Consider the following 12303-nt stretch of genomic DNA (forward strand, 5'->3'; position numbering starts at 1 on the left):
CACCCTCACTATGTCGCCAATGCCCGGTCTGCGAGCGCGGTTTGTGGCCCGGGGCCCGGATCACGGATGATGATCTCGGCAAAGGCCAGGCCGGTGCGCGCCGTCCGGGCCGTGAACGGCCGGTGAACAAGGAATCCTCACCATCCGCTAACCTCTGCCGAATGCCGTCCGGGGGCCGTCACCCATACCGTGCCCCATCACGCAGCAGGCGCCCGTGCGCCGCACCCAGGGAGTGAGTTCGGTTGTCGACCGCCATCGTCACCGGTCAGCCGGTCCCCGGATCGTCACTGGAGAGCGATCTGCGGGCACTCGGCTTCGAGGTGCGCCCGGCCGCCGACGCGACCGACGCCGCGGCCGTGCTCGCGACCGTGCCCGCCGACCGGCGGGTGGCGGTGGTCGACGCCCGCTTCGTCGGCCACCAGCACGCCCTGCGCCTCGGACTCACCGATCCGCGCTTCCCGCTCGCCGCGATCCCCGGCGCCGTCACGGCCCAGCCCGCCGCCCGTCAGGCCCTCACCCGGGCGCTGTCGCGTGAGGCCTCGGCGGGCGGCGGCACCGTGCTCGCCGTCGACGGCCTCGCCACCGCGCTGGACGCCGACGTCCACCGTCCCGAGCTGGGCAGCCTGGTGGCCGCCGTCCCCGCCGACCCGCAGGCCCGCAACGAGGCGCGGCAGGCCGTCGCGGCCGTCGACGACGAGGCCGTACGCCTGAAGTCGGCCGTGAAGTCCCGCGACGGCTTCTTCACCACCTTCTTCATCAGCCCGTACTCCCGCTACGTCGCCCGCTGGTGCGCGCGCCGGGGACTGACCCCCAACCAGGTCACCACCGCCTCCCTGCTCACCGCCCTGATCGCGGCGAGCTGCGCGGCCACCGGCACCCGGGCCGGGTTCGTGGCGGCGGGCGTCCTGCTCATCGCGTCCTTCGTACTGGACTGCACCGACGGCCAGCTCGCCCGCTACTCCCTGCAGTACTCCACGCTCGGCGCCTGGCTCGACGCCACCTTCGACCGGGCCAAGGAGTACGCCTACTACGCCGGCCTCGCGCTGGGCGCGGCCCGCGGCGGCGACGACGTGTGGGTGCTGGCCCTCGGCGCGATGATCCTGCAGACCTGCCGGCACGTGGTCGACTTCTCCTTCAACGAGGCCAACCACGACGCCACCGCCAACACCAGCCCCACCGCCGCCCTCTCCGACCGGCTCGACAGCGTCGGCTGGACGGTCTGGGTGCGCCGGATGATAGTCCTGCCCATCGGCGAACGGTGGGCACTCATAGCCGTCCTGACGGCGGCCACGACCCCGCGGATCACCTTCTGCGTGCTGCTGGCCGGCTGCGCCCTCGCGGCGACGTACACCACGGCCGGGCGGGTGCTGCGGTCGCTGACCCGCAAGGCCAGGCGGACCGACCGGGCGGCGCGGGCGCTGGCGGACCTGGCGGACAACGGCCCGCTCGCCCGGCTCGCGGGTCGCCGCCGCCCCTTCGGCCCCCCGCTCCTGGTGGCGCTGGGCGGCGCCGCCGTCCTCGCCGTCTCCCTCTTCTCCGGCGTCACCTGGGCCCCGGTCGTGGGCGCCCTCGTCTACGCCCTCACCTCCGGCCAGGCCCTCGCCCGCCCCCTCAAGGGCGCCCTCGACTGGCTGGTCCCGCCCCTCTTCCGCGCCGCCGAATACGGCACCGTCCTCGTCCTCGCGAGCAAAGCCGGGGTGAACGGGGCCCTTCCGGCGGCTTTCGGCCTGGTGGCCGCGGTCGCCTACCATCACTACGACACGGTGTACCGCATCCGCGGCGACGCCGGGGCGCCGCCGGCCTGGCTGGTACGGGCCGTCGGGGGGCAGGAAGGGCGGACGCTGGCGGTCACCGTGCTTGCCGCGGTGCTCACCGCCGCGCAGTTCAAGGTCGCGCTCACGGTCCTCGCCGTGGCCGTGGCCGTGCTGGTGCTCGTCGAGAGCATCCGCTTCTGGGTGTCCTCCGGGGCGCCCGCCGTACACGACGAAGGAGAACCCGCATGATCGGCCTCGTGCTGGCGGCCGGCGCCGGACGGCGTCTGCGCCCCTACACCGACAGCCTGCCCAAGGCGCTGGTGCCGGTGGGGCCCGCGGGCATAGAGGACTCGATCACGGTGCTCGACCTTACCCTCGGCAACTTCGCCGAGATCGGCCTGACCGAGGTCGCGATCATCGTCGGCTACCGCAAGGAGGCCGTCTACGAGCGCAAGACGGCCCTGGAGGCCAAGTACGGCCTCCGGCTCACCCTCATCGACAACGACAAGGCCGAGGAGTGGAACAACGCCTACTCCCTGTGGTGCGGCCGTGACGCCCTCAAGGACGGCGTGATCCTCGCCAACGGCGACACCGTGCACCCGGTCTCGGTCGAGAAGACACTGCTCGCCGCGCGCGGCGACGGCAAGCGGATCATCCTCGCCCTCGACACCGTCAAGTCCCTCGCGGACGAGGAGATGAAGGTGGTCGTCGACGCCGAGCGGGGCATGACGAAGATCACCAAGCTGATGGACCCGGCCGAGGCGACCGGCGAGTACATCGGCGTCACCCTCATCGAGGGCGACGCCGCGCCGGAGCTCGCCGACGCCCTGAGGACGGTCTGGGAGACCGACCCCCAGCAGTTCTACGAGCACGGCTACCAGGAACTGGTCAACCGCGGCTTCCGGATCGACGTCGCGCCGATCGGCGACGTCCGGTGGGTCGAGATCGACAACCACGACGATCTCGCCAGGGGACGGGAGATCGCGTGCCAGTACTGACCCGGCTGATCCCCTCGCCGGTCGTCGTGGACATCCGCCCGGGTGCCCTCGACGACCTCGGCGGCGTGCTCGCCGACGAACGCATCTCGCACTCCGGGCGGCTCGCCGTCGCCGTCAGCGGCGGTTCCGGCACGAAGCTGCGCGAGCGGATCTCGCCGAGCCTGCCCGGCGCCACCTGGTACGAGGTCGGCGGCGGCACCCTGGACGACGCGGTCCGGCTGGCCGGCGACATCAAGGCCGGCCGCTACGACGCGGTCGTCGGCCTCGGCGGCGGCAAGATCATCGACTGTGCCAAGTTCGCCGCGGCACGGGTCGGCCTGCCGCTGGTCGCCGTGCCGACGAACCTCGCGCACGACGGCCTGTGCTCGCCGGTCGCCACCCTCGACAACGACGCGGGCCGCGGCTCCTACGGCGTGCCGAACCCGATCGCGGTCGTCATCGACCTCGACGTCATCCGGGAGGCCCCGGCGCGTTTCGTGCGCTCCGGCATCGGCGACGCCGTCTCCAACATCTCGGCGATCGCGGACTGGGAGCTGTCCCACCGCGTCAACGGCGAGAAGATCGACGGACTGGCGGCCGCGATGGCCCGGCAGGCCGGCGAGGCGGTGCTGCGCCACCCCGGCGGCATCGGGGAGAACGACTTCCTCCAGGTGCTCGCCGAGGCGCTGGTGCTCAGCGGCATCGCGATGTCGGTGTCGGGCGACTCCCGCCCGTCCTCCGGCGCCTGCCACGAGATCAACCACGCCTTCGACCTGCTGTTCCCGAGGCGTGCCGCGAGCCACGGGGAACAGTGCGGGCTCGGCGCGGCCTTCGCGATGTACCTGCGCGGAGCCCACGAGCAGTCCGTGTCCATGGCCGAAGTGCTGCGCCGGCACGGACTGCCGGTGCTGCCGGAGGAGATCGGCTTCACCGTGGACGAGTTCGTCCGGGTCGTGGAGTTCGCTCCGGAGACCAGGCCCGGCCGCTACACCATCCTCGAGCACCTCGACCTCAAGACCCACCAGATCAAGGACTTCTACGTCGACTATGTCAAGGCCATCGGTAGCTGAACTCCGTCCGGTCGTGCACCCCGCTGGGGTCAAGGACCGGCGCAGCGGTGAGCACTGGATGGGGCGCCTCTACATGCGTGAGGTGTCCCTGCGGGTGGACCGCTACCTGGTGAACACCAGGGTCACCCCCAACCAGCTCACGTACCTGATGACCGTATTCGGCGTCCTCGCGTGCCCGGCCCTGCTGGTGCCGGGCGTCTGGGGCGCCGTGCTCGGCGTGGTGTGCGTCCAGATGTACCTGCTCCTCGACTGCGTCGACGGCGAGATCGCGCGCTGGAAGCAGCAGTACTCGCTCGGCGGGGTCTACCTCGACCGGGTCGGGGCCTACCTCACCGACGCGGCCGTCCTGGTCGGACTCGGGCTGCGCGCCGCCGACCTGTTCGGCAGCGGCCGTATCGACTGGCTGTGGGCCTTCCTCGGCACGCTGGGCGCGCTCGGCGCGATCCTGATCAAGGCCGAGACCGACCTGGTCGGGGTCGCCCGGCACCAGGCCGGGCTGCCGGTGGTCAAGGAGGCCGCCGCCGAGATGCGCTCCTCCGGGATGGCGCTGGCCCGCCGGGCCGCCGCCGCGTTCAAGTTCCACCGGCTGATCCTCGGCATCGAGGCCTCGCTGCTGATCCTGCTGCTCGCCGTCGCCGACCACTTCCACGGCGACCTCTTCTGGACCCGGCTCGGCACCGCCGTGCTGGCCGGCATCGCGGTGCTCCAGACCCTGCTGCACCTGGTGTCCGTGCTCGCGTCGAGCAGGCTCCGGTGAGCGCCGGGCTGAAGGTCGGCGCGGTCGTCATCACGATGGGCAACCGCCCCGACGAACTGCGCGCCCTCCTCGACTCGATCGCCAAGCAGCACGGCGAGCGGATCGAGGTGGTCGTCGTCGGCAACGGCTCGCCCGTCCCGGACGTCCCCGAGGGCGTGCGCACCCTGGAGCTGCCCGAGAACCTCGGCATCCCCGGCGGGCGCAACGTCGGCATAGAAGCCTTCGGCCCCAGTGGCCGCGATGTCGACATATTGCTCTTCCTCGACGACGACGGCCTGCTCCCCGAGCACGACACCGCCGAGCTGTGCCGGCAGGCCTTCGCCGCCGACCCGAAGCTCGGCATCATCAGCTTCCGCATCGCCGACCCGGAGACCGGTGAGACCCAGCGCCGCCACGTGCCGCGGCTGCGGGCCTCCGACCCGATGCGCTCCTCCCGGGTCACCACCTTCCTCGGCGGTGCCAACGCCGTCCGTACCCAGGTCCTCGCCGAGGTCGGCGGCCTGCCGGACGAGTTCTTCTACGCCCATGAGGAGACCGACCTGGCCTGGCGCGCCCTGGACGCCGGCTGGATGATCGACTACCGCTCCGACATGGTGCTGTTCCACCCCACGACCGCCCCCTCCCGGCACGCGGTCTACCACCGGATGGTCGCCCGCAACCGGGTCTGGCTGGCCCGCCGCAACCTGCCCGCGCCGCTGGTCCCCGTCTACCTCGGGGTGTGGCTGCTGCTGACCCTGCTGCGCCGTCCGTCCCGTCCGGCCCTGCACGCCTGGTTCGCCGGCTTCCGGGAGGGCTGGACCACCGCCTGCGGACCCCGCCGCCCGATGCGCTGGCGGACCGTGTGGAAGCTCACGCGACTGGGCCGTCCTCCGGTGATCTGACAGGCTCGGGGGGTGCGCGGCCGCGCGGCCGACCCCCGGGACCGTATCCCCTCGCGGATACGTGTCGCCTTCCTGTAGCACAATTCCGTAAGACATGAGTAAGACGAACCAGACGACGAAGGCCTCCACCCTTGAGTGAGACAACGCATGACGGCGGGATCGCGGTGAGCGCGGCACCGGCGCCCGACGAGGGCCTCACGGCGGCGCAACTGGCCGCCAAGTACGGGCTCGCGGTGAGCGGCGCCCGGCCCTCCCTCGTCGAGTACGTACGCCAGCTGTGGGGCCGCCGTCACTTCATCCTGGCCTTCTCCCAGGCGAAGCTCACCGCCCAGTACAGCCAGGCCAAGCTCGGCCAGCTCTGGCAGGTGGCCACCCCGCTGCTGAACGCGGCCGTGTACTACTTCATCTTCGGCGTCATCCTGCACGCCAGCCGCGGTATGTCGCAGGACGTCTACATCCCGTTCCTGGTCACCGGTGTCTTCACCTTCACCTTCACGCAGAGCTCGATCATGACGGGCGTCCGGGCGATCTCCGGCAACCTCGGCCTGGTGCGCGCGCTGCACTTCCCGCGTGCCTCGCTGCCCGTGTCCTTCGCGCTCCAGCAGCTCCAGCAGCTGCTGTTCTCGATGATCGTCATGGTCGCCGTGGTCGTCGGGTTCGGCAGCCGCCCCGGCCTGTCCTGGGCGCTGGTCGTGCCGATCCTGTTGCTGCTGTTCCTGTTCAACACCGGGCTGGCCCTGATCGTGGCGCGGATGGGCGCCAGGACGCCGGACCTCGCGCAGCTGCTGCCGTTCATCCTGCGCACCTGGATGTACATGTCCGGCGTGATGTTCTCGATCACCAAGATGATGGAGGGCAGGCCGGAGTGGGCGCGCACCCTCCTCCAGGTCAACCCGGCCACCGTCTACATGGACCTGATGCGCTTCGCGCTCATCGACGGCTACGGCGCCTCGAACCTGCCGCCGCACGTCTGGGCCGTCGCCCTGGCCTGGGCCGTGGTCGTCTTCGGCGGCGGATTCGTGTACTTCTGGAAGGCGGAGGAGCGGTACGGCCGTGGCTGAGCAGAGCACAGGGGAGCGGATCCCCACCGTCATAGCGGAGGACGTGCACATCGTCTACCGCGTCAACGGCGCCAAGACCGGCAAGGGCAGCGCGACCTCCGCCCTCAGCCGTATCGTCCGGCGCGGCGACGAGCGCGGCGTCCGCAGGGTGCACGCGGTCCGCGGGGTCTCCTTCGTCGCCTACCGCGGCGAGGCGATCGGCCTGATCGGGTCCAACGGCTCCGGCAAGTCCACCCTGCTGCGGGCCATCGCCGGCCTGCTGCCCGCGGAGAAGGGCAGGGTCTACACCAACGGTCAGCCCTCGCTGCTCGGCGTCAACGCGGCCCTGATGAACGACCTCACCGGCGAACGGAACGTCATCCTCGGCGGTCTCGCCATGGGCATGTCCCGTGAGGACATCCGGGCCCGCTACCAGGAGATCGTCGACTTCTCCGGCATCAACGACAAGGGCGACTTCATCACCCTGCCCATGCGCACCTACTCGTCCGGCATGGCGGCCCGGCTCCGGTTCTCCATCGCCGCCGCCAAGGACCACGACGTCCTCATGATCGACGAGGCGCTGGCCACCGGGGACGCGGCGTTCCGCAAGCGCTCCGAGGACCGGATCCGCGAGCTGCGCGAGCACGCCGGCACGGTGTTCCTGGTCAGCCACAACAACAAGTCCATCCGTGACACCTGCGACCGGGTCCTGTGGCTGGAGCGCGGCGAGCTGCGCATGGACGGCCCGACCGAAGAGGTGCTCAAGGAGTACGAGAAGTTCACCGGCAAGTAGCCCCCGATCCCACGGGCAGGCGACCGATTTCGGCCAGGGCCCCGCCGGAACCTTCCGGCGGGGCCCCGCGTCTGCAAAGGAAGCGTCAACTCCGTGGCGCCGCAGGAATCTTGAAGCCAATCGGTGTGTTGTTGTGATCTGCGGGACACCCCGGCGAACCTCCATGCGTTGTACAACGTAAGCTGTACCGGTCCCGGAAAGCGGCAAGTGGGGCGATAATGCGCGACACCCTCCGCCGGGCTGCCCTGCGGGCTGCCGAGCGGCGTGTCCGAAATAGTGTGTATTGGGTCGGCAGTGTAGAACGGGAGATGTGACGGCAATGGCTACGGAAACTCCCCAGCTCAACGCAGGCCGCGCCGTCCCCGCCCCGGGCAGTGAACGGTGACGGCGACCGCCCCGGCGCACCCCGCCGACGCGGAGCGCGGCACGCTGGCCAAGGCCGCGGACGAGAACTTCCCCGTGGCGCCCTTCTTCCTGCCGAAGGCCTGGCGTGACGATCTGATGGCGGTGTACGGCTTCGCCCGCCTCGTCGACGACATCGGCGACGGCGATCTGGCCCCCGGCGGCGCCGACGCCCGGCTGCTCGGGGTGCCGGCCGCGGAGGCCGAGGACCGCCTGGTCCTCCTGGACGCCTTCGAGGCCGACCTGCACCGCGTCTTCGACGCGACCCCGCGCCACCCGCTGCTGCGCCGGCTGCAGCCGACCGTGCGCCGCCACTGCCTCACCCCCGAGCCGTTCCTGGGGCTGATCGCCGCCAACCGCCAGGACCAGACCGTCGCACGGTACGAGACCTACGACGACCTGCTCGCCTACTGCGAGCTGTCCGCCAACCCCGTCGGCCGTCTGGTCCTCGCCGTCACCGGCACCTCGACCCCCGAGCGGGTCCGGCTCTCCGACGCGATCTGCACCGCGCTGCAGATCGTCGAACACCTCCAGGACGTGGCCGAGGACTTCGGCCGCGACCGGATCTATCTGCCCGCCGAGGACATGAAGCGCTTTCACGTCCAGGAGGCGGATCTCGCCGGGAAAACCACGGGCGCATCGGTGCGTGCACTGGTTGCATACGAAGCACAACGCGCCCGCGGTCTCCTGAATGAAGGCGCCCCCCTCGTGGGTAGCGTCCACGGCAGGTTGAAGCTGCTGCTCGCGGGGTTCGTGGCGGGGGGAAGGGCGGCGATCGGCGCGATCGCCGCCGCCGAATACGACGTACTTCCCGGCCCGCCCAAGCCCGGCAAGGGCCGGTTGCTGCGTGAGGTGGGCGTGACTCTGCGAGGAGAGGGGTGATCCGGACCGTGGACTCTGCCACACACGTGTCCCCACCGGTACTCGCCGCCTACAGCTACTGCGAGACGGTCACCGGACAGCAGGCCCGGAACTTCGCCTACGGCATCAGGCTGCTGCCGGCACCGAAGCGGCGCGCCATGTCGGCGCTCTACGCCTTCTCCCGGCGGGTCGACGACATCGGCGACGGCGCGCTGGCGGACGACGTGAAGGCGGCCCGGCTGGAGGACACCCGGGCGCTGCTCGCCCGGATCCAGGAGGGCGCGGTCGCCGAGGACGACACCGACCCGGTCGCGGTCGCCCTCGCGCACGCCGCCCAGGCCTTCCCGATCCCGCTCGGCGGCCTGGACGAGCTGATCGACGGCGTGCTGATGGACGTACGCGGCGAGACCTACGAGACCTGGGACGACCTCAAGGTCTACTGCCGCTGTGTGGCCGGTGCCATCGGCAGGCTCTCGCTCGGCGTGTTCGGTACGGAACCGGGGGCGCGCGGTGCCGAGCGCGCGCCGGAGTACGCGGACACGCTCGGGCTCGCGCTCCAGCTCACCAACATCCTCAGGGACATCCGCGAGGACGCCGGCAACGGCCGTACCTACCTGCCCCAGGACGACCTCGCCAAGTTCGGCTGCTCGGCGGGCCTCGACGGTCCGATCCCGCCCGAGGGCTCGGACTTCGCGGGTCTCGTGCACTTCGAAGTACGCCGCGCCCGTGCCCTTTTCGCCGAGGGCTACCGGCTGCTGCCCATGCTCGACCGGCGCAGCGGTGCCTGCGTCGCCGCCATGGCCGGGATCTACCGACGGCTCCTCGACCGCATCGAGCGCGAACCGGACGCGGTGCTGCGCGGCCGGGTCTCGCTGCCCGGACACGAGAAGGCCTACGTCGCCGTACGCGGGCTGTCCGGGATCGACACCCGGCGGCACACCTCCCGGCAGGCCGTCAGGAGGCGCGCCTGATGGACAACCCGGGCCGGGACGGCTCCACCGGAGGGAAACGGCAGGCAACCCTCCGCGGCGGGGCGGCGTCCCTGACTGCGAAGGTCTCCCGTGGCTGGTTCCGGCAGCACGACGGGCAGGCGGGAAAGGGCGCACGATGAGCGACGGCACGCGATCCGAGGGGACGCACGACGGCATCCCGTCCGGGCGCACCGCCGTCGTGGTCGGCGGCGGCCTGGCCGGTGTCACGGCCGCCCTCGCCCTCGCCGACGCGGGGATCCGCGTCACCCTGCTCGAAGGCAGGCCGAGGCTCGGCGGGCTCGCCTTCTCCTTCCGGCGCGGCGACCTGACCGTGGACAACGGCCAGCACGTGTACCTGCGGTGCTGCACCGCCTACCGCTGGTTCCTCGACCGCATCGAGGGCGCGGCGCTGGCACCGCTGCAGGACCGCCTCGACGTACCCGTGCTCGACCTCGCGAAGCCCGAGGGGCGGCGCCTGGGCAGGCTGCGGCGCGACCCGCTGCCCGTACCCCTGCATCTGGGACGCAGCCTGGCCGCCTACCCGCACCTCTCGCTCGCCGAACGGGCCAGGGTCGGGCGTGCCGCGCTCGCGCTCAAGGGACTCGACCTCGCCGATCCGAGCCTGGACGCACAGGACTTCGGCAGCTGGCTGGCCGCCCACGGCCAGTCGGCGCGTGCCGTCGAGGCCCTGTGGGACCTGGTCGGGGTCGCCACCCTCAACGCGGTCGCGGGCGACACCTCGCTGGGGCTCGCCGCGATGGTGTTCAAGACCGGTCTGCTGTCCGACCCGGGCGCGGCCGACATCGGCTGGGCCCATGTGCCGCTGGGCGAACTGCACGACCGGCTGGCCCGCAAGGCGCTCGACTCCGCGGGCGTGCGTACCGAGGTCCGAACACGCGTCACCTCCGTCTCCTACAACGAGAACGGGGGCTGGAGCGTTCAGGTTCCCGGCGAGACGCTCACGGCGGACGCGGTGGTGCTCGCCGTGGCCCAGCGCGAGGCCTACGACCTGCTGCCCGCCGGCGCCCTCGACGCCCCGGAGAACCTCCTGGAAATCGGCACCGCGCCGATCCTCAACGTCCATGTGGTCTACGACCGTACGGTGCTCACCAAGCCGTTCTTCGCGGCCCTCGGCAGCCCGGTCCAGTGGGTGTTCGACCGCACCGGTGCCTCGGGGCTGCGCGAGGGCCAGTACCTCGCGCTGTCCCAGTCCGCCGCCCAGGACGAGATCGACGCCCCGGTGGCCGTGCTGCGCGAGCGCTACCTGCCCGAACTGGAGCGGCTGTTGCCCGGCGCGCGCGGCGCCGGGGTGCGGGACTTCTTCGTGACCCGGGAGCGCACCGCGACGTTCGCCCCCACCCCCGGCGTCGGGCGGCTGCGGCCCGGCGCCCGCACCAAGGCACCCGGCCTCTACCTGGCCGGAGCGTGGACCGCCACCGGGTGGCCCGCGACCATGGAGAGTGCGGTCCGCAGCGGTGTCTGTGCGGCCGATGCCGCGTTGAGCACTCTGGGCCGGCCCCGCCCCCGTCACCTCTTCGAGTTCGAGGAGGCGGCGTGACGCTCGATCAGCGGGTGGCAGGCCTCCGCACCCCCGGTACCGCAACAAGAGGAGAAACTGTGCCCACTGTGCCCCCGGCCGAGACGGCTGCCGACGCGGTGGACGTGACCGCGCTCCTGGAGCGCGGCCGGACCCTTGCAACACCGGTACTGCGGGCGGCAGTCGACCGCCTGGCACCTCCCATGGACACCGTCGCCGCCTACCACTTCGGCTGGATCGACGCCGAGGGCAACCCCGCCGAGGGGGACGGCGGCAAGGCCGTGCGCCCCGCCCTCGCCGTGCTCTCCGCCGAGGTCACCGGCGCCGCGCCGGAGATCGGCATCCCCGGCGCCGTCGCCGTCGAACTCGTCCACAACTTCTCCCTGCTGCACGACGACCTGATGGACGGCGACGAGCAGCGCCGCCACCGTGACACCGTCTGGAAGGTGCACGGCCCCGCCCAGGCCATCCTGGTCGGCGACGCCCTGTTCGCCCTCGCCAACGAGATCCTCCTCGAACTCGGCACCGTCGAGGCCGGCCGCGCCACCCGCCGGATCACCACCGCCACCCGCGCCCTCATCGACGGCCAGGCCCAGGACATCTCCTACGAGCACCGTGACCGGGTCAGCGTCGAGGAGTGCCTGGAGATGGAGGGCAACAAGACCGGCGCCCTGCTCGCCGCGTCTAGCTCCATCGGCGCGGTGCTCGGCGGCGCCGACGACCGCACCGCCGACACCCTGGAGCGGTACGGCTACCACCTCGGCCTCGCCTTCCAGGCCGTCGACGACCTCCTCGGCATCTGGGGGGATCCGGAGTCCACCGGCAAGCAGACCTGGAGCGACCTGCGCCAGCGCAAGAAGTCCCTGCCGGTGGTCGCGGCCCTCGCGGCCGGCGGAGCGGCCTCCGAACGGCTCGGCGAGATCCTCGCCGCCGACGCCAAGAGCAGCGACTTCGAGAACTTCTCCGAGGAGGAGTTCGCCGCCCGCGCCGCCCTCATCGAGGAGGCCGGCGGACGCGAGTGGACCGCCGAAGAGGCGCGCCGTCAGCACACCATCGCCATCGAGGCCCTCCACGCCGTCGACATGCCCGACCGGGTACGGGCGCAGTTCACGGCGCTGGCCGACTTCGTCGTCGTACGAAAGAGATGATCACTATCGGTCGAATAGCCCTCGCGTAGTCGCCGGCCGGTGCGAGCGCGCAGCCAGCACCGGCCGACGGCGGACCCGCAGCAGAACGATTTCGCACGACTGCACGAAGGGG

Annotated in this window: 12 protein-coding genes; all 12 read left to right on the forward strand. The window is 71.7% G+C overall.

The window, feature by feature from the left end; all coding sequences use genetic code 11:
• Positions 1-242: 242 nt before the first annotated feature.
• Positions 243-2003, forward strand: coding sequence for a DUF5941 domain-containing protein (locus ACZ3KP_RS30030; RefSeq protein ID WP_467503127.1), 1761 nt, complete (start codon positions 243-245; stop codon positions 2001-2003).
• Complete coding sequence (locus ACZ3KP_RS30035) at positions 2000-2752, forward strand: phosphocholine cytidylyltransferase family protein (RefSeq protein WP_467503128.1); 753 nt, start codon at positions 2000-2002, stop codon at positions 2750-2752. Before ACZ3KP_RS30030 ends, ACZ3KP_RS30035 begins: the two co-directional genes overlap by 4 nt.
• Positions 2740-3801 carry an iron-containing alcohol dehydrogenase family protein gene (locus tag ACZ3KP_RS30040; protein WP_132887270.1) on the forward strand — a complete coding sequence of 354 codons (1062 nt, stop codon included), beginning with the start codon at positions 2740-2742 and terminating at the stop codon, positions 3799-3801. Before ACZ3KP_RS30035 ends, ACZ3KP_RS30040 begins: the two co-directional genes overlap by 13 nt.
• 13 nt (positions 3802-3814) lie before the next feature.
• Positions 3815-4558, forward strand: a complete 744-nt coding sequence (locus ACZ3KP_RS30045; protein WP_366893457.1) for a CDP-alcohol phosphatidyltransferase family protein — start codon at positions 3815-3817, stop codon at positions 4556-4558.
• A complete protein-coding gene (locus ACZ3KP_RS30050; protein WP_467503129.1) occupies positions 4555-5439 on the forward strand; it encodes a glycosyltransferase family 2 protein in 885 nt (294 codons plus the stop codon). The genes ACZ3KP_RS30045 and ACZ3KP_RS30050 overlap by 4 nt, the downstream gene beginning before the upstream one ends.
• Before the next feature lie 131 nt (positions 5440-5570).
• Positions 5571-6500 carry an ABC transporter permease gene (locus ACZ3KP_RS30055; RefSeq protein ID WP_467503131.1) on the forward strand — a complete coding sequence of 310 codons (930 nt, stop codon included), beginning with the start codon at positions 5571-5573 and terminating at the stop codon, positions 6498-6500.
• Entirely contained in the window at positions 6493-7272 is a 780-nt protein-coding gene (locus ACZ3KP_RS30060) for an ABC transporter ATP-binding protein (protein ID WP_132887274.1), read from the forward strand. The genes ACZ3KP_RS30055 and ACZ3KP_RS30060 overlap by 8 nt, the downstream gene beginning before the upstream one ends.
• A 381-nt stretch (positions 7273-7653) precedes the next feature.
• The gene (hpnC, locus tag ACZ3KP_RS30065; RefSeq protein WP_467503133.1) at positions 7654-8556 is read left to right on the forward strand and encodes a squalene synthase HpnC; all 903 of its coding nucleotides are present in this window, start codon (positions 7654-7656) and stop codon (positions 8554-8556) included.
• On the forward strand, positions 8553-9506 hold the full coding sequence (hpnD, locus tag ACZ3KP_RS30070) for a presqualene diphosphate synthase HpnD (RefSeq protein WP_132887276.1): 954 nt from the start codon (positions 8553-8555) through the stop codon (positions 9504-9506). Before hpnC ends, hpnD begins: the two co-directional genes overlap by 4 nt.
• Entirely contained in the window at positions 9506-9646 is a 141-nt protein-coding gene (locus tag ACZ3KP_RS30075) for a DUF6380 family protein (protein ID WP_467503135.1), read from the forward strand. Before hpnD ends, ACZ3KP_RS30075 begins: the two co-directional genes overlap by 1 nt.
• The gene (gene hpnE, locus ACZ3KP_RS30080; RefSeq protein ID WP_467503137.1) at positions 9643-11064 is read left to right on the forward strand and encodes a hydroxysqualene dehydroxylase HpnE; all 1422 of its coding nucleotides are present in this window, start codon (positions 9643-9645) and stop codon (positions 11062-11064) included. Before ACZ3KP_RS30075 ends, hpnE begins: the two co-directional genes overlap by 4 nt.
• A 59-nt stretch (positions 11065-11123) precedes the next feature.
• A complete protein-coding gene (locus ACZ3KP_RS30085) occupies positions 11124-12191 on the forward strand; it encodes a polyprenyl synthetase family protein (protein ID WP_165939268.1) in 1068 nt (355 codons plus the stop codon).
• Positions 12192-12303: the final 112 nt, after the last annotated feature.

It is taken from the genome of Streptomyces sp. NPDC020958 (assembly GCF_055562175.1).